The organism is Microbulbifer variabilis, from assembly GCF_056232115.1.
The window spans coordinates 1,561,280-1,584,742 of sequence record NZ_CP174325.1 but is presented as its reverse complement, the minus strand read 5'-3'; the positions used below and the strand labels follow the sequence as shown (position 1 = coordinate 1,584,742).

Here is a 23,463-nt window from a genome sequence, read left to right as displayed (position 1 = left end):
TTTTCTTTTTTACGAATCGCAGCAAAACTCCTATATGGAGGGAAAATAATGGGTTCTCTTATTGCACAAATAGTCTCAGTGACCCTCATGAATCTTGGCAGCCTGCGCCGGCGCCTGTGGATGTCTTTAGCCATGGTACTGGCCTCGGCAGTTGTAGTAGCCATATTGCTGGCATTTCTCGCCATGGCCAAAGGCTTTGAGGAGACCATGCGCGGAGCTGGCTCAAGCCAGATCGCTATCCTTATGCGGGAGGGCTCATCAACCGAGCTCAATTCAGTAATCTTGCAGGATCAGGTCAATCTTATCGGGGAATCAGCTGGAGTAGCCCGCGATGCCAATGGTCCACTGGTTTCACCAGAGCTCTATGTGATTGTCGATGGTATTAAGAAATCCAGTGGTACCGAGGCGAATATTCCTTTGCGCGGACTCAACAAGACCGGCATGGATATGCGCACGAATATGCAATTGGTAGAGGGACGCATGTTTACTCCTGGAACCAACGAGATGGTTGTGGGAGCAGGCGTGCTGCGGGAGTTCAATGGCTTCGAAATAGGAAAGGAAGTACGTTTTGGCAAGAACCTGTGGAAAGTCGTTGGTGTTTTTTCCACAGGAGGTAATATTTTTGAGAGCGAACTCTGGGCGGACATAAAAACTATTCAGAGCCACTACAATCGCGGAAATAGCTACCAGTCAATCCGAGCAAAGCTGCAAAATGACAGCGACATAAAGCCATTGCAGGATAGTATTGAGCGAGAGCCACGCTTAAATCTGGAGGTGCAGACAGAGCAGGAGTACTTTGCCAGCCAGGGCAAACAACTGCAGTACATAGCCACTTTCGGTTGGATTATCAGCGCGGTAATGGCTCTCGGTGCCCTCGCCGGGGCCCTTAATACCATGTATACATCTGTTGCAGATCGCGCAAAGGAGATTGCCACACTACGCGCTTTGGGTTTTAGCAACTTTTCAGCTTTTTGCGGCACCATCGCCGAGGCCATGGTACTGGCAGTAACGGGTGGACTTCTGGGCTCACTAGCTGCATTTGTCTTCTTCGATGGGCTGAATACCTCAACCTTGGGTGGTAGCTTCACTCAAGTGGTATTCAGCTTTGAGATGTCGCCGGACCTGTTCCTGCAGGGCGCCATACTGGCTCTGGCGATCGGCTTTGTCAGCGGCTTTTTCCCTGCTTGGCGCGCAGCGCGTATGCCAGTGATAGTGGCATTTCGTCACGCTGCCTGAAACCAGTCCGACAATCACTTAGATAGGGCTGCCACACGGCAGCGCTATCTATTCTTGCGATAAATTTTGCTTTTGCCTTCCGGTTGCTTGCGGAAGCGCTTGTACTCCCACTGGTACTGTTCCGGTGCCTGGGCGATACAGGCCTCTACACCACGGTTCATCGCCGCCAGGGAGACCTTCTGCTCTTCACTGTAAATTGCGTTCTCGGCGGGCAGAAACACCAATTCAAACCCCCCTTCCACACGCTTGCCAAAACCGAATACCACGTGGCATTTAGTGCGTTGCAGTAGATTGTGAGCCAGTGTCATGGTCAATGCCGGCCGCCCAAAGAAAGGGGCAAAATCCCCACCCATATCGGGCTCCTGGTCCGGCAATACCATCGCGACATGACCGGCTTTCAAGCATTTGAGCAGGGAGCGCACACCATGGATATTGGTGGGTACCATTTGTGCGCCGGTCTTCTCGCGGCCACCGCGAATCACCGGGTCCAACTCAGCAATTTTGGGCGGTTGGTACAATGCCATAGACGGCCCCATAGCCGCCAGGTACATACCAAAAATTTCCCAGTTGCCTGTGTGCGGCATTAATACCAGGGTGCCGCGACCACCCTCTTCTCCTAAAGACAACAAGTGTTGATTGCGTACCGACACTATGGTCTTTTCATTGACCGCCCAGGGATGGTGCCAAATACTCGCCATCTCGAATCCAGTGACAGCGGTATTAACCACACTTTCCCGGGCCAGCTTCTCCCGCTGCTTAGGGTTCATCGCCGGGTAACACTGCGCCAGATTAATTCTACTCAGGCGCAGACCTTCGGTACGCAACAACACCGCCGTCTTGCCAGCCAAGCGCCCTAGGCACCTCGACCAGGACAGCGGTAATCTGCCAATCAGTTTCAGTGCACCTGCAGCCAGGTGCCCCTTAATATCCAATGCAACAACTTCCTATACAAAAATACCGCCGTTTGGCGGCCCTAAAGCCAAGTATGGCGGTTTAAACCATCAGCGTGACCACAACGCTTTAAGCGCAGCAGCCGCTACCGCTATAATTGCGTCCCTTTGCCCACAGCAGATACTGATCCGGAGATAGCGGTGTCCAAGCAATACGATCTCAGTACCTTTCAGGGACTCATTTTTGCCCTGCAGGATTATTGGGCGCGCCAAGGGTGCGTCATTCTACAGCCTCTGGATATGGAAGTGGGCGCCGGCACCTTTCATCCGGCGACCTTCCTGCGCGCCATAGGCCCGGAAAACTGGAATGCGGCTTATGTACAGCCCTGCCGCCGCCCCACCGATGGCCGCTATGGAGAGAACCCCAACCGCCTTCAGCACTATTACCAATACCAGGTAGTAATGAAGCCGTCCCCGGACAATATTCAGGAATTGTACCTCGACAGCCTGCGCGCCATGGGCGTGGACCCGGCTATTCACGATATTCGCTTCGTAGAAGACAACTGGGAATCCCCAACCCTGGGTGCCTGGGGCCTCGGCTGGGAAGTCTGGCTGAACGGTATGGAAGTCACCCAGTTTACCTACTTTCAGCAGGTCGGTGGCCTCGAGTGCTACCCGGTTACCGGCGAGATCACCTATGGTCTGGAGCGTATCGCCATGTACCTGCAAGGTGTCGAGTCCATCTACGATCTGGTCTGGACCCGCAACCCGGATGGCAGCCCCGTCACCTATGGCGACGTTTTCCACCAGAATGAAGTGGAGATGTCCCACTACAACTTTGAACACGCCGATGTGGAATTCCTGTTCGCTACCTTCGATCATTGCGAACGCGAGAGCACGCGCCTGATCGAGCTGGGCCTGCCACTACCCGCTTACGAGCAAGTCATGAAGGCCTCCCACGCCTTCAACCTGCTGGATGCGCGCCACGCCATCTCAGTGACCGAGCGCCAGCGCTATATCCTGCGTGTACGCACCCTGGCCCGCGCCGTGGCACAGGCTTACTACGATGCGCGCCGCGCCTTAGGCTTCCCCCTGGCAGATGAAGCACTGCGGGCAGATATTTTGGTGGAAGACATCGAGCAAGAGGAGAAGCAGTAATGGCTCAGGATTTTCTGGTAGAGCTGGGCACTGAAGAGCTGCCACCAAAAGCGTTACACAAATTAATGAGCGCTTTCGCCGATGGTATTACCCAGGGCCTCAAAGGCGCCGAGTTGTCTTTTGGTGAAGTTAAAGCCTACGCAGCCCCCCGCCGCCTGGCAGTAGCGGTGTTTGGCTTGGCAGACAAACAGCAGGACAAGCAAATTGAAAAGCTGGGCCCGGCCGTCAAAGCCGCCTTCGATAAAGAGGGTAAGCCCAGTAAAGCCGCTGAGGGTTTCGCCCGCAGCAATGGCGTAACCATTGAAGAACTCGGGCGCAAAGAGACCGACAAAGGCGAGCGCCTGGCCTTTATCAGCGAGCAAAAAGGCGCTGAAACTGAATCCCTGTTGGCTGGTATTGTCGAGAAAGCCCTGGCCCAGCTTCCCATTCCCAAGCGTATGCGCTGGGGTGCACGCCGCGAGGAGTTCGTGCGCCCGGTACACTGGCTCGTCATGCTGTTCGGCAACAAGGTGGTAGATGGTGAAGTACTCGGCTTAAAAGCCGGTAACATCAGCCGTGGTCATCGCTTCCACTGCAATCGGGAGCTGGAGATCCACTCCGCCCACGACTATGCACAGGTTCTGCGCGAACCCGGCTACGTCATGGCGGACTTCGCCGAACGCCGTGAAGCCATTCGTGCCCAGGTGATTGCCGAAGCCAACAACGTCAATGGTGAAGCGGTCATCGACGACGATCTGCTCGACGAAGTGACTGCACTGGTGGAATGGCCTGTCGCCCTTACTGGCCGCTTCGAAGAGCGCTTCCTGGAAGTGCCCGCCGAGGCCCTGATCTCCTCCATGAAGGAGCACCAGAAGTATTTCCACGTGGTGGATGAAGACGGCCAATTGCTGCCTTTCTTTATCACCGTGTCCAATATCGAGAGTCAGGATGCCGCCCAGGTTATCCACGGCAACGAGCGGGTAATCCGCCCACGCCTGGCAGATGCCGCCTTCTTCTTCGAAACTGACAAGAAAACCAGCCTGGAATCACGCCGCGAAAAACTGCGCCAGATCGTTTTCCAGCAGCATTTGGGTAGCGTCTACGACAAAACCGAGCGGGTCTCCGCTTTGGCCCGCACTATCGCCGAGAAAACCGGTAGTAACGGCGACTGGGCCGAGCGCGCCGGCCGCCTGTGTAAGTCAGACCTGGTTACCGAGATGGTGTTCGAGTTTGCCGATATGCAGGGCATCGCCGGTTACTACTACGCCGAAAATGATGGCGAGCCGTTGGATGTAGCCAAGGCCATGTACGAGCAGTACATGCCCAAGTTTGCCGGTGACGAGCTGCCCGTCAGCGACACCGGTACTGTAATCGCCCTGGCAGACCGACTCGATACCTTGGTGGGTATCTTTGGCATTGGCCAGCCTCCCAGCGGCTCCCGCGACCCCTTCGCCCTGCGCCGCGCCAGCCTGGGCATTATCCGCATTCTCGTAGAGAAGCGCCTCGATCTGGACCTGCGCGAGTTACTGGAACTGGCCCGTGACAACTATCCGCGCACCGCCCTGGGTGAATACGACAAGGTGGTAGAGCAGACTCTGCAATATGTACTTGAGCGCTTCCGCGCCCGCTACGAGGATCAGGGCATTGCCGCCGAGGTCTTTATGTCGGTTGCCGCGCGAAAATTGTCACGACCGCTGGATATCGACAATCGTGTGCACGCGGTCAACGCCTTCAGCCAGCTGCCGGAGTCCGGTGCCCTCGCAGCAGCGAACAAGCGCGTCTCCAATATTCTCGCCAAACTGGATGGCGCCGTGCCCAGCAATGTCGATGAAGCCCTACTGCAGGAGGAGGCGGAGAGGGCCCTATTCGCCGCCGTACAGGTTGCCCGCACAGAAGTTGAACCGCTGTATAGCGATGCACTCTTCGCCGAAGGCCTCGCCGGTCTGGCCGGGCTGCGTGAAACCGTGGACAACTTCTTCGACCATGTGATGGTGATGAGCGACGACGAGCAACTGCGCAACAACCGCTTGGCGCTGCTGGCCCAGCTGCGTGCACTGTTCCTCGAAGTTGCCGATATTTCCCTGCTGGTTCCTGCCAAGTAATGACTTGCTGAGGCGGGGCATTAAGCCCCGCCTCGCAGATTAGGGAGATACGAATATGGCAATTATCATTCTCGGCCGCGACGGGGTGATCAACGAAAATCCAGATAAATTCGTCAAATCCGCCGACGAATGGCAACCCTTGCCCGGCAGTATTGAGGCGCTGGCAGCGCTCAGTCAGGCCGGCCATCAACTGGTAGTTGCCACTAATCAAAGCGGCTTGGCACTGGGCCAATTTGATCTGGATGATCTAGAGGCGATGCATTCCAAAATGCGTACTCTGGTAGAGGATGCCAGCGGTGAGATCGCCGCGATTTTCTACTGTCCCCACAGCCCTGAAGATAACTGTCGTTGCCGCAAACCCCTGACGGGCCTGCTTGATGCAATCGAAGCGGAATTCGATACCAGCCTGCACGGTTGCTATCTGATTGGCGACAAGCTGGCGGATTTACAGTTGGCGCTGGAAAAAGGCTGCCAACCAGTACTGGTACAATCCGGCGAAGGTATACTCACTCTTCAACAGTTGGTGGAAAAGCCGGACCCTAGACTGGCTGATACTAAAGTTTTCAGGGACCTAAAACAGTTCAGTCAATTTGTGCTGGTTTAAATGTGTCGCTATCTATGAGCTTTGCCTAACTATAAGCTTTCCCCAGCCGCTTTTGTAAACACTAGTTTTTCGTAAGCTGGGTGCTAACCCCATCACAGTCCTACAACGAGCCAATATACCGTATTTGTCGAAGATTTCGCTTAGTATAAGGCTCCAAACTATTTACTTTGGACCTCACCGGTAAAGAGGGTAATACCCAACCTACCGCCCCCTCTCTCTCGGGCTCAAATTAACAATCTGGGCACAGTAACCTTGACTGCAAGGACCCCGCCCCCTACACCCGTACTCTGAGCATCTTGGCGACAGCGAACAGGTTTTTTTAGGCCGAGGTTATGGCAGATACACAAAAGAAAATAATTCTCTTCGCTGAGAAGGGATCAGAATTATACTTTTAGCAACCAGTTCACATGGCATGCAAAGCGTGTAGCAATTTCCTGTGAGATAACAGCTGCCGTGTTAGTAAATTTAATGTTGCTTCCTATTTTTAGGAGTGAATTTTAAATACAACATTGTTGCTAATTATTTATTATAAAAATTAGAGTTATTTACTGGACCTTAATACCTTTACTGTCTTTCTATCACACCACTTCGCATTTAAATATAGTTGGAGTACTAAATTCAGAACCTCCGCATTGAATTACACGCCATTTTCCTTTAAAAGCTGATAGCAGGACGGGTATTTCTCTTCTGGTTTTTTAAATATTCAGCAGATCAGAAATGGACGTAGTTTGAAAGAGCAACTTCCACCACCTCAATTTAAAAAAATATTTTTTAAATTAAGCAGCTGAAGAAAATTTTTTATTCAAAAAAAGATCCTTCCTGATAGAAAAATAAAACGGTAATTACAATGAAAAGAAAAATTATTTCTTCGCTTCTTGCGGGAATGTTGGCCTCAGCTGGCAGCTTCGCTGATGCCCCTAGCGATACACCCTCTCCCAATCTGGAAAAACGAAAAAAAGTTTTTATTGTTCAGCTGGATGGAGAGCCTCTATCTGCATACCGTGGCACTATTCCAGGCCTCTCTGCTACTAAGCCGGCCCTAAAGCGCAAACTGGATCCGCGTAGTAGCAGTTACCGCCACTACGCCAATTTCTTGAAAACACGTCGCCAACGGGTACTCTCCGCAGTTCCCAGGGCCCGCAAAGTACATGAGTATGAAGCAGCCTTTAATGGATTTGCCGCAGTAATGAGTGAGAAAGAAGCTGAGGCTCTGCGCGCTCATAAAGATGTAAAGGGTGTTTGGGAAGATGAGTTGCTCAAGATGCACACAGATTCCACTGCGGACTTTCTCGGATTGACCCAAATACCCAGTCCCTGGCTCTGGGGCATCACTGGTGAAGATATTGTTATTGGTGTAATTGACTCAGGGATTCACCCCGAGCATCCAAGTCTTGCCGATACACCAACGCCACGTCGGGGCAATCGAGGAGTTGATATTCCCTACGGGCCAATTCCAGAATCCTTCACCGGCGAAGGCTGTGACTTTGGTAATACCGAATTCAACCCGGGCGATGCTGCCTTTACCTGTAATAATAAATTGATCAAGGCCAAAGCCTTCAACACCTCCTTCCTTACCAACAACACTCTGGCAGACTATGAGTTTATGTCCGCCCGAGATGCTGATGGGCACGGCACTCATACTGCCACCACCGCCGGCGGTAACTATGGGGTAGCAACTCCAGATGGCCAAACCCTCACCGGTATGGCTCCCAGAGCACGAATTGCTGCATATAAAGTTTGCTGGGACGCATCAGATCCAGACAGAAGCGGCTGTTACTCATCTGATTCTATGGCGGCCATTGACGAGGCTGTCGCTGATGGAGTCGACGTAATCAATTTCTCTGTGGGTGGAGAAAGCACTGTATTTACTCGTGGTCGTGATATGTCCTTCCTATTTGCCGCCGATGCAGGCGTCTTTGTCGCCACTTCCGCAGGCAATGACGGCCCCGGCCCACGTACTATGGGTACACCCTCCGGCGTTCCATGGATCACTGCAGTAGCAGCATCTGAGGATGACCAAAGCTTCGCAACTGTGCTCCAAGTCGATGCACCCAAGGCTATTGCTGGTACCTATGAACTGATGGAAGGTGGTGGACCTGTCTCCCTTGAGGATAGTGGCCTTTTGTCAGGACCTATCGTTGTAAGCGAGCCCTTGGAAGCCTGTACCGCGCTGGAAAACCCCGAAGTAATGGAAGGTAAAATTGCCCTGGTAAAACGCGGCAGCTGCTCTTTCACAAGTAAATACAACAATGTCGCTGATGCGGGGGCTGTGGCTATCGTAGTGTACAACGATGGGGCTGACGATGGGCGTATGGATCCACTCTCAATGTCTGCTCCAGATACCACTATCCCAGGTGTCATGATCCGCTACAAAGACGGTGAGCTTATTGCCGCTACCGCTGGTGTTAGCGGAATTCTTGATCCGGAGCTACAAGTATCCCGCGAGGATCGAATTGCCGAATTCTCCTCCCGCGGCCATAACGTTGGTGCACCAGATATTATTAAACCGGATGTCGCAGCACCGGGGGTCGGTATCCTCGCAGGTACCTCACCGGTATTGAGTGGTGGTAGCCTATTTGAATCATTAAACGGTACCTCCATGGCCAGCCCTCATGTAGCCGGCATTATGGCTCTTCTTAAGCAAGCCCGCCCTGAGTGGTCCTCAGCAATGGCCAAGTCCGCACTGATGACCACTGCACGCACCGACCTGCTGAAGTCCTTCGGTCCTGAAGCCGCAGACCCATTTGATTTTGGTGCTGGCGCGATCGTACCTTCCGCAGCTTTCCGTCCCGGTCTAGTCTACGATGCAGGGCTTAATGATTATTTGGCATTTCTATGTGGTGCCGAGTTCCAGGAGCAGATTCTAGAGCCTGCAACCTGTGAGGAATTGGTATCCATGGATTACTCCCTGGACTCCAGCGACCTCAATCTGCCGTCAATCGGCATAGGTGAATTAGTCGGGACCCAGACAGTGAAACGCCGAGTGACCAGCGTGGCCCCAGGAAAGAGGTGGTACTGGGCATCGGTAAATGCACCAGAAGGTATTGAAGTGGATGTCCACCCAAAAATCCTACGCCTTAGGGAAGGAGAGAGCGCAGAATTCAAGGTTACTTTTAGTGCCACTGACACTGCCGCTATAAACAAGTGGGTCTTCGGCGATTTAACTTGGAAATCCGTAGGTGCCCGCCAGGAAGTACGCAGCCCAATCGCTGTGCGACCTGTCCCCCTATCTACTTCCGAACTAGTGAATGTACAGGGTACTGATGGTGTCCATGACTTGGGAGTGGTGTTTGGCTATAGCGGCAACTTCCAAGTCAGCATAAGCGGCTTGGCTGAGGCTGAGACAGTAGCCAGCAGTATTGAAGACCAAGCTAGTCAAGTGATTTATTTCGATATCCCAGAGGGTACCAAGATGGCACGTATAGCCCTCTTTGATACGGATGTTGGTGACGGTAGCGGCAGCGACGATCTTGATATAACAGTTTACGGTCCCGGCCCTAATGGTCCAGAAGTAGGCGACAGCACATCTTCGACTTCTAACGAGTCTGTCAATATGATGAATCCTACCTCAGGTCAATATGAAGTGCATGTGGTGGACTATTCCTCCGCCGCGGGCCCCACGCCATTTACCCTGTTCAACTTCAATCTAAGCGGCGACAACGGCAATACTCAGTTGACAGCTCCCTCCCAGGCACAAGTGGGCAGCAATGATAACGTCAAACTAGAGTGGATGGGTCTTGCATCTGGTACTCGCGCTCTGGGAATCCTTAGCTACGGTAACGGAGAACAGGTTTTTGCTGAGACCGAGGTTATGGTTAATACTCAATAATTCGCTTCGCTGAGAAGCGGTAAGAATTATGCTTTTAGGAACCGGTCAAAGCCTTGTGCTTTGGTCGGTTTTTTATTGACACGGAAGCTATCTACCCCACCTGATAAACAAAAACACCTGTTATATTCATAATACAAAGATATCCACCATTCCCCCGTGCCAGATGAATACAGCAGCATTCTATAATTTATCTGAGTTCTCTAAACTTCTTTTAAAAACTGAATTTAAAAAGAACCGGTACCATAGGCAGGTTTAGCTCGCTCAAATATTAAAGAGTCCAACAGGCATAAATGACTTAACTGTATTTATTTCTCATCCTTTTGTGTTCAAATTTGAGTGAAGTATTAAATTCAGTGTTCACTCATTGAGTTACGCGACATATTCCTTTAAAAGCATATAGCTGGGCGGTTCTGTCCATCTTGGCTTGGGGGAATACCATCAAACCAAAAGTGCACACTGCTTGGAGGCAATACTTTGCAGTACCGCATATAACAAGATATATTTTGTTTATACCTGCGGATAGTCCCTACTTCATGCTAAATCCCGCCTGCCACTAAAAATAAAAACGGGACACATCGATGAAAAGAAAAATAATTTTCACGCTTCTGGCAGGGATACTGGCCTCGGCCAGTAGCTTTGCAGAAACACCCAAACACACACTCGTACCCAGCCTGGAAAAACAAAGGAAAGTGTTTATCGTCCAGTTGGACGGCGAGCCACTTTCTTCCTATAGCGGAACCATTCCAGGACTATCTGCCACCAAATCGGAGGTGCGTCGCAAGCTGGACCCTCGCAGCAGCAGTTATCGTCATTACGCCAACTTCCTTAAAAGCCGCCGCGAGCGAGTGCTCTCATCTATTCCAGACGCGCGTAGGGTGCATGAGTACGAAGCCGCCTTTAACGGCTTCGCAGCAGTGATGAGCGAGAAGGAAGCTGAAGCGCTTCGTAGCCACAAAGATGTGAAGGGTGTTTGGGAGGACCGCCTGCTTAAGATGCACACGGATTCCACCGCGGACTTTCTCGGCCTGACCCGTATCCCCAGCCCCTGGCTGTGGGGTATCACAGGTGAGGATGTGATAGTAGGTGTCATTGATTCCGGTATCCATCCTGAGCACCCAAGTCTCGCCGATATCCCGACCCCACGTCAGGGGAATCGCGGCCGAAATATTGCCTATGGTCCCGTACCTGCATCCTTTATCGGCGAGGGTTGTGAATTTGGCAATACCGAATTCAATCCGGAAGACGTCGCCTTTACCTGTAACAACAAGCTGATTAAGGCCAAATCGTTCTCCGATGCCTTCCTCACAAATAATACCCTAGCCGATTATGAGTTCCTGTCTGCGCGCGATGCAGACGGACACGGTACTCACACTGCTACCACTGCCGCCGGTAACTACGGCGTAGTGACACCGGAAGGTGAGACCCTTACCGGCATGGCACCGCGTGCCCGGGTTGCGGCGTACAAAGTCTGCTGGGATGCGCCAGACCCCGATGACAGTGGCTGCTCATCAGCTGACTCCATGGCGGCCATTGACGAGGCCGTAGCCGATGGCGTCGACGTGATCAATTACTCGGTGGGCGGCTCCAGTACCGTTTTCACTGGCGCGGACGATATCGCTTTCCTGTTCGCTGCTGACGCTGGCGTATTTGTCGCCACTTCTGCTGGCAACAGCGGACCTGCTCCGGAGACCATGGGAACTCCCTCTGGCGTACCCTGGATCACTGCGGTAGCAGCCGCAGAAGATGACCAGAGTTTTGGCACAGCCCTGCAAGTAAACGCACCAGAAGCTGTCTCCGGCACTTACGATGCCCGTGAAGGGGGTGGCCCGGTAACTATGGAGGACACCGGTCTGCTGTCTGCTGCCCTGGTTGCCGGTGCTCCACTGGAAGCCTGTTCCCAACTCACTAACCCCGGGGAGATGGCAGGGAAAATTGCCCTGGTAAAACGTGGCGGCTGCTCCTTCACAGAGAAGTACAATAATGCGGCCGATGCCGGCGCTGTAGCAATTGTCGTATACAACGACGGCACCGCCGTGGATCGTATGGATCCAATCGTAATGTCAGCCCCCGATACCACAATTCCCGGAGTGATGATTCGCTATGCCGACGGCGCCATGCTGGTCGAAAATACCGGGGCCGCTGGCATTCTGGATCCAGAGTTGAAAATATCTCGCGAAGACCGCATCGCCAGCTTCTCCTCTCGGGGCCACAACGTCGGCGCGCCGGATATTATCAAGCCGGATGTGGCCGCGCCGGGCGTTGGCATCCTCGCAGGTACCTCTCCAGTATTGAGCGGTGGCAGCCTGTTTGGTACCAAGAGTGGCACCTCCATGGCCAGCCCCCATGTTGCCGGTATTATGGCTCTACTGAAGCAGGCTCACCCTGACTGGAGCCCGGCAATGGCCAAGTCTGCCCTGATGAGCACAGCGCGAACTGACCTGCTGAAGTCCTTCGGACCCGAAGCTGCAGATCCATTTGATATTGGGGCCGGTGCAATTGTACCTGCCGCCGCCTTCCGCCCTGGGTTAGTCTACGATGCCGGTTTCAACGACTACCTGGCATTTCTATGTGGTGCGGAAAACCAACCGGAGGTTATCGAAGAAACTACCTGTACTGAGCTTGTCTCTCAGGGCTACTCACTGGATTCCAGTGACCTGAACCTGCCATCTATCGGCATCGGTGATCTGGTCGGTACCCAGACCATCAAGCGACGTGTTACCAGTGTTGGTCGCGGCCAGAAGTGGTATTGGGCCTCAGTAAACACTCCTGAGGGTGTAGAGGTTAGCGTTAATCCAAAAGTCCTGCGCCTGGGCGAAGGAGAAAGTGCCGAATTTCAGGTTACTTTCACGGTTACCGAAGAAGCGGCTATGAACGAGTGGGCGTTTGGTGATCTTACCTGGAAATCTGTTGGTATACGCCAGGACGTACGCAGCCCCATTGCCGTACGCCCGGTGCCGTTATCCACATCCCAGCTGGTCACAGCTGAAGGTACTGATGGTGCCTTAGACCTGGGCGTGGCATTCGGTTATAGCGGTGACTATCAAGTCGGTATTCAGGGCCTGGCTGAAGGTGTAGCTTTCCCCGGCAGCGTTGAAGATGGAGATAACCAGCTGATTTTCTTCGATATTCCTGAAGGCACCGAGCTTGCCCGCGTAGCTCTGTTTGATGCTGACGTAGGTGATGGGAGTGGCAGCGATGATCTGGACCTGCAAGTCTATGGCCCCGGCCCCGACTTCCCAGAAGTGGGCACCAGCGGCTCACCGACTTCCGCTGAATCTGTCGATTTGGTCAATCCCGCCGCAGGTCAGTATGCGGTATTCGTAGTGGACTACGCCTCTGCAGAGGGCCCCACGCCATTTACCCTGTTTAACTTCAACCTGAGTGGTGACAGTGGCAACACCCAGCTCACAGCTCCGTCTCAGGCACAAATGAACAGCAATGACGATATCAGGCTAGAGTGGATAGGTCTCGCCCCCGGTACCCGAGCCCTGGGTATCCTCAGCCACGGTAACGGTGAACAGGTATTTGCCGAAACCGAGATCATGGTGAATACCCAGTAAAAATGAATCCTCATTAATAATGGGCATTCATTTTTTAGAAACTGGCCGAGGCATAAAACCTCGGCCAGTTTTTTTATTTACAAACCAGTTTTTCTTGTTGTCGAATAAATGCCGCAGCGATATCCATAGAAACATTACCGAAATCCCAGAAAACTTTTGTTTTGCGATTAATATTCACCGCAATTGATAGTTTGTATTCCGGTATTATCATTAACCAACTCTGGCTGCCTCGACTGACGCCGCCATGATTGACAACACGCAAAAAACCCACCTCAGAAATTTCCATTTCTCGAACACGCCAACCCAAAGCGTAGTTTTGCTCATTCACATCTCCATTCGCAAGCTTTTGTGGCGTCCAAAATATTTCCCTGGTTTCAGGGCTTAAGTAGCGATCGTCGAGATAGAGGGCGCCGAGTTTAACCAAATCACTTGGCGTAGAAATAAAACCACCTCCTGGCAATCGATGGCTTAAATCCACCGGACGCCACTCGCGTAGACGAAGCTCCTCTCCACTTAAACCATTACTTTTATAAAAGCGAGCAATATTACGAGTCGGATCTCCATTTGCCGGTGATGCCTCTGTATTTTTCATTGAGGCGGGTCTAAAAACCTCCCTACTCATCACTTCCAGATAATTTTGCCCCTCGGCTTCAGCCAAGACTGCACCCAAAAGAACGGTACCGAAACTACTGTAGTAGAACTCTGTCCCTGGCTTGTAAAGCAATTCACTATCATCAAAAACCCTCAAGGCTTGGTACATACTTTCGTAATGACTACGCAGTGCTAGAGTTTTATATAAACCGAGCCAGTCAGAATTATTCTTATAATGTGGCAAACCTGACATATGTGCGGCCAACTGACGCGGCGTTATATCCGCCCATCCCGAGTTCGGCATCACTTCAAAATAATTTGCGATTGATTTATCAAGATCAACTCTCCCATTCTGTACCAACCTTGCGAGAGCCGTTCCAGTCAAAGCCTTGGAGGTGCTGCCGATACGAAAACGAGTCTCAGTGGAGACTGGTATTTGCCTTGCTAAATCCACCCATCCGGATGCACCAGCCCAGACCACCTCGCCGCAGGCTGAAACTGCCGCAGAAATAGCCGGAGCACCAATTTTCTCGCGGTGTTTTTCGATTACGGTTAGGGAATATTCTGCGGCGGATTTATATTCATCGTTATAAAGTACCTGTGTCGACGGTGCCTTATCAGGTAAGGCTCGCCAGCCAAAAGGGCTTAGTGGCAGGGAGTCAAGTGACCATGCATAAAATTGATAAACAGGCCATAGTAGGTAACCAACGCATAACAGAATAGCGAGACTGCCCAGCAGGAATTTTTTATGACTCATCAGCTTATTCCCAAATTCATAAGGATGGGCTGTAACAGTTGTAGTAAAACTCTCCAAGCCCGGTTCTCTCAATGTTATATTGCCACCCGTATATCAAGAGACTCAGTTACGACCAATTCTGACATTGCAAAGACCACATACCTTGGGACAGGGGGCTGGTACTATTTAGTAAACTTTCACTCTTTTTAACTGACACTAGCCGCTTTTTACCTTTGCTATCTTTTATCTGAAAATCACATACATACTCTATCCTAAGTACTATTCATCAATAGTTCCAAAATGAGTAGATTAAGTAGCATCTTGATAAAGTAAAAACAGTATGATTTACAAAAATATCTTTTTTATTAGGTTAGGATATATCTATTTTTACTTTCTATATTTTTTAAATTTTTTATGTTTATCCAGGATAAGTTAATCATTGCGCATTAAAGTACAGGTATTTTTAATTATTATAAAAAAATTATATGGTTCATAATAAAAATTTACTTTGTCACAATCGCTAAAATATTTAATCCGTAAAATTTGGCTCTTAATGAAAGCGGCGGCGGAATTCACTTGGAAGAATTCCCTTGTGCCTGCGGAATGTTCGTCTCAACTGCTCTTGGGATTGGAAGCCACACAGACAAGCCACCCTTTCCTGAGACAAGTTTTGCTCTGAGAGCAACTGACAGGCCTTCTCCACCCGGATACTCTCAATAAAGCGTGCCGGAGTTACGCCCAATTCCCGAGAAAAACATCGAGCAAAATTACGTGGACTCATGGCGGACTCCTGTGCAAGCCTCTCTACGGTAAGTGGCTCCTTTAAATTCTGGTAAATCCATTCCACCAACCCGGCAAATCGATCACTTTGCAGCTGATTCATCAGGTGGGTGCTGTACTGCTGTTGCCCGCCATCGCGTTTCAAGTAGAGCACCATCATTCTCGCAATCGACAATGCCAGGCTACGGCCGTGGTCCTCCTCGACCAGTGCCAACGCAAGATCGATACCTGCTGTAACCCCCGCAGAGGTGTAGAGATTACCATCTCGTATATAAATGGCATCGGGGTCCACTTCTATGTCGGCATACTCTTGTAGTGCTGCCACATTTGCCCAGTGGGTAGTAGCTCGATGACCATTCAACAAGCCTGCTTTGGCCAGTATCAAGGCTCCGGTACAAATGGAGCCGAGTCGTTCCACCTGTGTCTCCTGATCGATCAGCCACTGAATAAACTCGACATTGCTGCCCAAAATATCATAACTTTTCGGTGGCCCACCGCTGAGCAACAGGGTGTGGATATCCTCGACTTCCCTGAAGCCATAATCTGCATAGAGCTTTACTCCAGAAGCCGTGACTATAGGCCCAGCACTGTCAGCCAAAATTTGGGTATCGTAGAAGTCAGAGGTATAGCGCCCCTCTGCACGGAGTTGATGATTGGCCAGAGAGAAGACTTCCAGGGGGCCGGTAACATCGAGACTCGAAGCTCCGGGATAGATAACCATGGAGACTTTTAGAGAATGGTCCTTTGGGAATTTCATTGCAGGAGTGTTCCACAATACCAATTAGGCAAAAATGACATATTGGTGGGGAATTCTGCCGTCTAATTGATAATTTACCAATCATTTATCTGCATTAGATATCCAAACGGCTCTTAGCCTGCCTGGCGCCCGTATTACCATACGCCAGGGGAGCGCCCAATGTAAGTGGTCACAGACTCATTTTTTAAGCCCTTTTAGCTCCCCCTGTTTCTTCTTGCCATGTTCCCGAAAATTATCCACATCACCATGATTTCTTAAGTCCTCGCGTAGCGTTTGTGGATAATTTTTCCTTACTAACAATTAGCAGGGTACTTCTCCATACGGACTATCACTTGACCTAAAGGGCTAGCCAAGCAAAATTGCCACCAATTTTGTTCAACCCCAGGGAGATTCTCTTTGCTGGAATTAATATTGAATCGCGGTGCTGAGCGCCGCTTGAAACGTGGCCACCTGTGGATCTACAGCAATGAAGTGGACACCAAGCGATCTCCACTTAAGGGAATCGAACCCGGCAGTCTGTGCCAGGTTCTCGACAGTCAAGGGAAGCTTCTCGGTACGGCTTTTATAAACCCAAGTCAGCTCATTTGTGGACGTCTCGTTACTAGAAAATCCAGTTTCGATGATTCCGATATCAGTGAGCGCTTACTATCTTCTTTGAGCCTACGCCAACGCTACTTTGAGCATCCGAGTTACCGGTTGGTGTATGGGGATTCAGATGGTCTGCCAGGTCTGGTTGTGGATAGGTTTGGTGATTACTTGGCTGTTCAGGTGAGCAACTGGGGAATGGAACACTTCCAGCAGCAGGTTGTGGATAAGTTAATTGAGTTAGTCCAACCAAGAGGCATATTGCTACGCAACGATCACCAGGGGCGCGCCGTAGAAGGAATGCCACCGGTCAAAGAAGTTGTTTTCGGAGAGGTTCCCGAGATGGTTCCTTTTGAGGAGAATGGCGTCCACCTACTTGCACCCATACATGCGGGACAGAAAACGGGTTGGTTCTACGATCACCGCGAGAATCGCAGGTTGCTCAACCGCTGGGTTAAGGGAAAGCGGGTATTGGATCTCTTTTCCTACGCCGGCGGTTGGGGGATTCAGGCCCTGGCCAGCGGTGCTGCCAGCACAACTTGTGTGGATGCCTCACAACAGGCCTTGGACTGGTGTCAGGTCAACGCAGATCACAATGGACTTGTGGATAAGCTCAACACTGTCCATGGCAAGGCCTTGGACGTGCTCAAAGCTATGGTTGCTGCAGGGGAAAAGTTTGATGTCATCGTGCTGGACCCTCCAGCCTTCATAAAGAGACGCAAGGATCACAAGGCCGGGCTCTCAGCCTATCGCCATATCAACGAGTTGGCCATGCGGCTGCTTGGCGAAGATGGACTGTTAGTAAGTGCTTCCTGTTCCATGCACCTGCAATCAGACGAGTTACTGGACTGTGTCCGTGGCGCCGCACATCGGCTGGGGAGACGTGCACGCATCCTCGCCAGTGGTGGCCAAGGCGCAGACCATCCGGTACACCCGGCAATCCCCGAAACGAGCTATCTCAAAGCCCATTTTGCGCACTTGGGTGGGGACCGCTAGTAGGCTATTACTCACACCTCCCAATAAAAAACCCCGGTTCTAGCCGGGGTTTCCCTTATCCAGTGATTTTGCCGAAGCTCGGATCAGAAGGTGTACTTCATACCCAAAGCGGCAGTACGCGGCCGGTTAGCACGAGCACCATCGGGGCTGCGACTGATAATCACCTGCTCATCAAACAGGTTATCCACTTTCAGGTAACCGGTCAGGTCGGCGCTAAAGTCGTAGTGCGCAGCCGCATCCACAACCCACAGAGACTCTGTGTAATCGAAGCGGTCAGTATTCCCCTGATTACAGCTAGTATTAACACACATCTCGTCCTGATAGGCTGCGGTTAGGTTTAGACGCCAGGCAGCGCCACTATCCAGGCCAGCAGATACAGCAAATACATTTTCCGGCAGGTATTCAAGATTATCCCCGGCAACTAGACCTCCATCGTCACTGTCTTCAGTAATTTCAGCATCGGTGAAGGTATAGGTAGCTCTTACTGGCAGCGTCCAACCGTTTGCAAGTACCCACTCACTGCCGAAGGTAGCTTCCAACCCTTTGATCTCTGCCTCACCCAGCTGGTAGGTACCACTGTCGGCACCATTGGGGCATTCCACAGCTACCGAACAGTTCTGCACAGCATTTTCATAATCGCTGTAGAAGGCAATTAACTCGGCACTTACGCTACCGTTATCAAAGCGCGCACCCCATTCATAGTTTGTGGATAACTCCGGGCCCTGGCCATCGGCTGCGCCTGCACCGGGAGGAGCAAAGCCACGGTGCACTCCTGCCAGCAGGCTCCACTGCTCATTGGCCTGGTAAACAACCCCCAGACCGGGCAGCCACTCATCCACCTGATTGGAACGGTAGCTGCCCTTCTCAGTACGATCGGCGTCGTTATAACGCTGCTGCTCGGTCTCTATATCCTCGTAGCGAAGAACAGCAGTGAGAGTCAGCTTTTCGTTCAGCTTGATATCGTCGTAGATAAAGAACGAGGTAGCCTCAGCTTCTTCGACACGGTTATTGCTGGCGCTAGGCAGCTCAACACTATCAAATACCAGTTGGCCATCAATTTGGTTGTAAATTTCTACAGGTTGATATCTGTCGACTTCATCCTGATGTTGACGCAGGCCGAATGTCAGCTCGTGGGCAATAGCACCAGTGTTAAAGCGCCAATCGGCACTGATTTGCAGACCCTTGGCCTCGTACTCGCGGTTGTTATGCTTGATACCAAAGGTGTAATCCTCAGTGCCATCCAACACCGCTTGAGGATCTATAACTCCGTCAACAGCGCCGCCGGTATTAACAGCATCTATCAATTCACCCTCGCTGACCTTAAACCAGTCGCGCTTAAACTTGTTGTAATAAGCCTGGGTATGCAAGGTAAAGTTGTCACTCAACTCGATGCTGTGGTTCAGCTGGACGGTGCTGTGGCGATTCTGCATTTCATCCAGGGCACTGATGCCATAGCGACGATTAGGATCATCGTTAAAGTCGGCATCCGTCAGGCCTAGATAACTCATGCCTGACTCCTCTTCGGAGTACTGCAGCTTGATATCCAACTGCTGGCGAAAGGTCGCATCCGCATCGGACTGCAGGCGGCCTTTCAGCAGGTAATCTTCTTTAGCAATATCCGCGCTGTCCCCGCGATCGATTTCGCGGAAGCCGTCCGCATACTGTTGCTGGGTCTCCAGCAGCCAGCCGGTATTTTCTGTGCTGGTACCATAGTGTGCGTGCAGACGGGTCTCACCGTATTCACCGGCTTCTAGCTGCACCATGCCCTGGCTGGAAGTTGGGATTGGTGTGCTCAACATATTTACCGCACCACCAACAGTAAATGGACCGTATTGCAATGCGGCGGGGCCTTTGAGCACTTCAATGGCATCCATACGGCCTGCACTCGGGAAATAGTAAGCCTCCGGTGCCGAGTAAGGTGCCGGAGCTACCAATACGCCATCTTCCATCAGTGAGATCTTGGCAGAGCGGCCACCCTGTGCGCCACGAATACCAATATTCGGACGCAGACCATAGCCATCCTCTTCGAGGATGTAGACACCCGGTACAGAGCGCATCATGCGGTTGATATCTACATACTCGAATTCGGCCAGCTCATCAGCATCAACCAGGTGCGCGGAACCCGGTAGCGTCGAAATGGACTCGGAATCGCCAATAACGGTAACCGTCTCCAGGCGCTGTTCAGCCAAGGTTGGTGCAGCTGTAACAGCTGCCAGGGCGATAGCCAATGGCGATAGGAAAAATTTCTTCATGAACCCTCCATTGAGTCGTTATAGCTTTGTAATTATTGTTATTAATAAGAATGATTGTATTTTACCATTATAAACCCAATGGCATAACAGAACTATTTCTTGCCTTTTGATGCCTTCATGAGGAAAAAATGGCTGTCTTTATAGTTTCTATCCTAATAAGGGGTTGTTTTCTAGGATCTAACCTTTGACCCGACTAGCATTGGGCCCATGTATCCGCCTCGGGGGTGCCCATGATTCGAAAGGCAGAACTCAAAGAACTGGACAGGCTGGAGCAACTCTGGCTCCATGCGACAGCCAACTCTCACCCCTCTTTGTCCCGCCAATTCTGGCTCGATCACGTCGCGCAGTTTCGTCGTGACTGCCGCCAGGCCAGTCTCTGCCTCGTATTTACAGGACGCCACAATGCCGTAGCCGAAGCATTCATTACTCTTCTTGACCGGGACCGCATAGCCTATCTCTGTGTCAGTCCAATATTTTCGGGCTGCGGCATTGGCGCCAGCCTGCTCTCCGCAGCGGGTAAAGGTAGGCTCCAACTGCAAACTGAGGTATTGAGGGAAAACCTCCGCACACGTTATTTCCTACAAAAACAAGGGTTTGTGGAAACCGGGCGGCGTTATATTGCTGAATACGGCCAGCACCTGATCCAGATGCGCTTCGATCGCACCCTGGATTAGCTCTTTATAGCCATGAGCCCTAGTCAAAAGCTTTTACTTATAACTGAAGCTTATTGATTCACTTCTTTTTATTGTTTCTACGCGACAAATTAAGCGGGTAGCATGCGTTCTACCCTAACTATCCTATGCGCTGATTTCTTATGGGACACCACGCTTCCACCAACACCGTGCAGTCTTTTTCCGACCGCTTCTTTCACCACGGTGCCGATTTGGCATCACTGAACAAGTCTTTTGTTGGGGCCAAGCCCAGCGAGATCATGCGGTTCACCATGGAAAAGGCACAAAACCCGGTAGTTTTTACAAACTTCCGCCCACTTGCGGTCGCTTTTCTGCACCTGGTCACCAAAACCAAGCCTGATATCCCAGTTATTTGGGTAGATCATGGATACAACACACCAGAAACCTACCGGCATATCGAAAATGTCGTGAGGACGCTGAACCTGAATCTGCGTACCTATTCACCCAAGATATCGGCAGCTCACTACAATGCGGTCTATGGTGGTATCCCGCAGTTGGATACCCCCGAGCATGACTTCTTCTCACGCACGGTAAAGCTTGAACCCTTTAATCGCGCAATGCAGGAGTTACAACCCGATGTCTGGTTGAATGGTATCCGCCACGATCAAAATGCCCATCGCAAAAATCTGGATGTGTTTACTCAAGGCAATCACGGCACCATTCGCGTAGCGCCGATGTTCCACCTAAAAGAAATTGATGTTGAAGAGTACGTTTACGAGAATGACCTTCCCGATAACGATATTTACTTTGATCCAACTAAAGGTGAGGAGCACCGGGAGTGCGGATTGCTGTTGGAAAAATAGAGTGGAATACTCGGTGAGGACTAGCGTGCTTCGCCTATCTCTTTAACAAGGCCTTCTATCCCAGCCATTAATAAAGTAAATACTTTTTGCGTATTTAACGAATAAAAAAATCTATTACAAAAGGCGAGTCTCGACTCGCTGTATTTTTTTCAAAAAGGAGACTCTTCTATTTACTTCTGCATAAATCCAGAAGAGTCCTTAAATTACTTATCATGCGATAGGCTAGGCGACTGCCCCTTTGGCGAGATGACCTCCTTTTTCCATGTAAATTTTCAGGTCCTTCAGCATTTGCTCAAATTGAGAGCCGGTCATCTTCTTCACCACAGGGCTCAACACACCTCCTAAAGCATTTAACTCCATATTTGCAGTGAAATTCACTGTTGTGCCTCCACCAACAGAGGGGCTTAATTTAAATTTAGATAAACTCTTTTTAACGGGGAATCCCGGTGGCGTATTTTTTGTTTCAACCGAGACATCCAGTTCATAGTTTTTCTCATCAAACCTTGTAATAGTTTCATCTGCGACAAGACCCGACGGTCCCTTATTTGTCAGCACACAAACCCGGCCTTCTACACTCGCATTTTCAACAGGTTTTCCTTCCTTAGCGAAGGAGTGAGGGATTAAAGTCATCCACTCAGAGGCTGTGTCAAAATCAACGGCAAGGACCTTCCAGACCTCATCAATTGGGCGGTCGATTGCGATTTCTCGGTTTACTTGGGCTTCTTTCATCTCTGATCTCCTGGGTTTCTCTACGGGAGTGCTATTGACGGAAGACAGATTAACTGGACACTATATGCAACGGAATACAGCAAAATAGGACAGTGTGTTGCATAAAGAGTCCATAGATTGGGGAGATATCCAGTTCTTTATCGCGGTAGCCAGGAGTAAGAGTGCTCGCAGCGTTGCTGACGACTTTAAAGTCAGCCATTCCACAGTTTCTCGCCGTATTGATGCCCTGGAGGAAAAGCTTCAGGCCAAGCTGTTTTATCGCAGCTCCAAAGGCTATCAGCTGACGGAGGATGGCAAAGCGATGCTCGACTATGCCCAATCGGCGGAGCAGTATCTAAATGCCGCGCAAAAGCATTTACAGGGAGGGAGTAACCAGCTCTCCGGGGAAGTTCGCATCACTATGCCGGATGTAGTCGCATCGCACTTAATTATCCCCTACCTAAATGACTTCTCACGTGCGTATCCAGAGATCAACGTACAGCTACTGGTTACTAGCCACGTTCTCGATTTGGAAAGTCACCAAGCCGACATAGCACTTCGTATTCTCCCCAAAGGCGGCGTAAATGTTTTGGATCGACTTGTTGCTCGCAAGCTCGCCGACCTACCCAGTTGCTGTTACGGTTCTCCAAGGTATATCGAGGAATCTGTACCTGACGATGGTCACTGGCTCGGCTGGAGTGGCGATGACGCCATATTGAATTGGGCCAAAGACACACCCTATCCACAGATGCCTTATCAGCACCAGATTAATCACGGCTTGATACAGCTAGAGGCAGTTAAGAGTGGACTGGGGCTGGCTAGGCTGCCCTGCTTTCTTGCAGATGGTGCTGAAGGAGTCATTCGGGTCCCTGGGGCTGCTCCATCCAGCCTGCATGAACTGTGGCTAGTCTCCAATCCAGAGCACCGCAATGTTATGCGTTTTAAGGTTTTTAGGGAGTTTATCGTGGAGTTATTTAGGAAGCTGGAAGATAAACTGGTAGGAAAGCTTTAGTTGAGGCAATTGGTATATTTCCGGACATAGTAAGTCTCTTTTACCGACTGACGCTATTGAACTATTCGATTTTTTAACTATTTATTATTATCTAAATTTGTCTGAGAGGGCAGCTGTTAAGCTTTTACATGGCTTTTGATAGGGAGAAAATTATAAATATCAAATTGATCGGAAGTCGTTTTTCAGGTGAAAA

General features: G+C 50.9%; 15 protein-coding genes. 10 read left to right on the top strand and 5 right to left on the bottom strand.

Going from position 1 to position 23,463, the window contains the following annotated elements; genetic code table 11:
• The first annotated feature begins 48 nt into the window (after nucleotides 1-48).
• Complete coding sequence (locus tag ACJJI7_RS06890) at nucleotides 49-1,236, top strand: ABC transporter permease (RefSeq protein ID WP_444902421.1); 1,188 nt, start codon at nucleotides 49-51, stop codon at nucleotides 1,234-1,236.
• Between the two features lie 44 nt (nucleotides 1,237-1,280).
• Here ACJJI7_RS06890 and ACJJI7_RS06885 read toward each other — a convergent pair whose 3' ends face one another.
• On the bottom strand, nucleotides 1,281-2,168 hold the full coding sequence (locus ACJJI7_RS06885) for a lysophospholipid acyltransferase family protein (protein WP_020413863.1): 888 nt from the start codon (nucleotides 2,166-2,168) through the stop codon (nucleotides 1,281-1,283).
• A 159-nt stretch (nucleotides 2,169-2,327) separates the two neighbouring features.
• On the opposite strand from ACJJI7_RS06885, the gene glyQ reads away from it, so the two are divergent.
• The 5 genes from glyQ to ACJJI7_RS06860 all read left to right on the top strand — a co-directional run bounded on the left by glyQ (nucleotide 2,328) and on the right by ACJJI7_RS06860 (nucleotide 13,358).
• Nucleotides 2,328-3,284, top strand: coding sequence for a glycine--tRNA ligase subunit alpha (gene glyQ / locus ACJJI7_RS06880; protein ID WP_020413864.1), 957 nt, complete (start codon nucleotides 2,328-2,330; stop codon nucleotides 3,282-3,284).
• Nucleotides 3,284-5,365, top strand: a complete 2,082-nt coding sequence (gene glyS, locus ACJJI7_RS06875; RefSeq protein ID WP_444902422.1) for a glycine--tRNA ligase subunit beta — start codon at nucleotides 3,284-3,286, stop codon at nucleotides 5,363-5,365. Before glyQ ends, glyS begins: the two co-directional genes overlap by 1 nt.
• Before the next feature lie 55 nt (nucleotides 5,366-5,420).
• A complete protein-coding gene (gene gmhB / locus ACJJI7_RS06870) occupies nucleotides 5,421-5,969 on the top strand; it encodes a D-glycero-beta-D-manno-heptose 1,7-bisphosphate 7-phosphatase (RefSeq protein ID WP_020413866.1) in 549 nt (182 codons plus the stop codon).
• A gap of 847 nt (nucleotides 5,970-6,816) precedes the next feature.
• Nucleotides 6,817-9,798, top strand: coding sequence for a S8 family serine peptidase (locus ACJJI7_RS06865; protein ID WP_444902423.1), 2,982 nt, complete (start codon nucleotides 6,817-6,819; stop codon nucleotides 9,796-9,798).
• Between the two features lie 578 nt (nucleotides 9,799-10,376).
• Complete coding sequence (locus ACJJI7_RS06860; protein WP_444902424.1) at nucleotides 10,377-13,358, top strand: S8 family serine peptidase; 2,982 nt, start codon at nucleotides 10,377-10,379, stop codon at nucleotides 13,356-13,358.
• A 73-nt stretch (nucleotides 13,359-13,431) separates the two neighbouring features.
• Here the strand turns inward: ACJJI7_RS06860 and ACJJI7_RS06855 are convergent, their stop codons facing one another.
• Together ACJJI7_RS06855 and ACJJI7_RS06850 are read right to left on the bottom strand one after the other, a co-directional pair.
• Nucleotides 13,432-14,763, bottom strand: coding sequence for a serine hydrolase domain-containing protein (locus ACJJI7_RS06855; RefSeq protein ID WP_444902425.1), 1,332 nt, complete (start codon nucleotides 14,761-14,763; stop codon nucleotides 13,432-13,434).
• A 472-nt stretch (nucleotides 14,764-15,235) separates the two neighbouring features.
• Complete coding sequence (locus ACJJI7_RS06850; protein WP_020413870.1) at nucleotides 15,236-16,222, bottom strand: GlxA family transcriptional regulator; 987 nt, start codon at nucleotides 16,220-16,222, stop codon at nucleotides 15,236-15,238.
• Nucleotides 16,223-16,618: 396 nt separating this feature from the next.
• Here ACJJI7_RS06850 and ACJJI7_RS06845 point away from each other — a divergent pair, with 396 nt between their 5' ends.
• The gene (locus ACJJI7_RS06845) at nucleotides 16,619-17,803 is read left to right on the top strand and encodes a class I SAM-dependent rRNA methyltransferase (protein ID WP_282952035.1); all 1,185 of its coding nucleotides are present in this window, start codon (nucleotides 16,619-16,621) and stop codon (nucleotides 17,801-17,803) included.
• An 83-nt stretch (nucleotides 17,804-17,886) separates the two neighbouring features.
• Here the strand turns inward: ACJJI7_RS06845 and ACJJI7_RS06840 are convergent, their stop codons facing one another.
• Complete coding sequence (locus ACJJI7_RS06840) at nucleotides 17,887-20,055, bottom strand: TonB-dependent receptor family protein (protein ID WP_282952036.1); 2,169 nt, start codon at nucleotides 20,053-20,055, stop codon at nucleotides 17,887-17,889.
• Between the two features lie 230 nt (nucleotides 20,056-20,285).
• Between ACJJI7_RS06840 and ACJJI7_RS06835 the strand changes: the two genes are divergently transcribed.
• Together ACJJI7_RS06835 and ACJJI7_RS06830 are read left to right on the top strand one after the other, a co-directional pair.
• The gene (locus ACJJI7_RS06835; RefSeq protein WP_282952037.1) at nucleotides 20,286-20,729 is read left to right on the top strand and encodes a GNAT family N-acetyltransferase; all 444 of its coding nucleotides are present in this window, start codon (nucleotides 20,286-20,288) and stop codon (nucleotides 20,727-20,729) included.
• Nucleotides 20,730-20,869: 140 nt separating this feature from the next.
• Nucleotides 20,870-21,550: a phosphoadenosine phosphosulfate reductase domain-containing protein gene (locus ACJJI7_RS06830; RefSeq protein WP_282952038.1), complete on the top strand. Its 681-nt coding sequence runs from the start codon at nucleotides 20,870-20,872 to the stop codon at nucleotides 21,548-21,550.
• Between the two features lie 222 nt (nucleotides 21,551-21,772).
• Here the strand turns inward: ACJJI7_RS06830 and ACJJI7_RS06825 are convergent, their stop codons facing one another.
• Entirely contained in the window at nucleotides 21,773-22,279 is a 507-nt protein-coding gene (locus tag ACJJI7_RS06825) for an SRPBCC family protein (RefSeq protein WP_282952039.1), read from the bottom strand.
• Nucleotides 22,280-22,376: 97 nt separating this feature from the next.
• Here ACJJI7_RS06825 and ACJJI7_RS06820 point away from each other — a divergent pair, with 97 nt between their 5' ends.
• Complete coding sequence (locus ACJJI7_RS06820) at nucleotides 22,377-23,270, top strand: LysR family transcriptional regulator (protein ID WP_444902426.1); 894 nt, start codon at nucleotides 22,377-22,379, stop codon at nucleotides 23,268-23,270.
• Nucleotides 23,271-23,463: the final 193 nt, after the last annotated feature.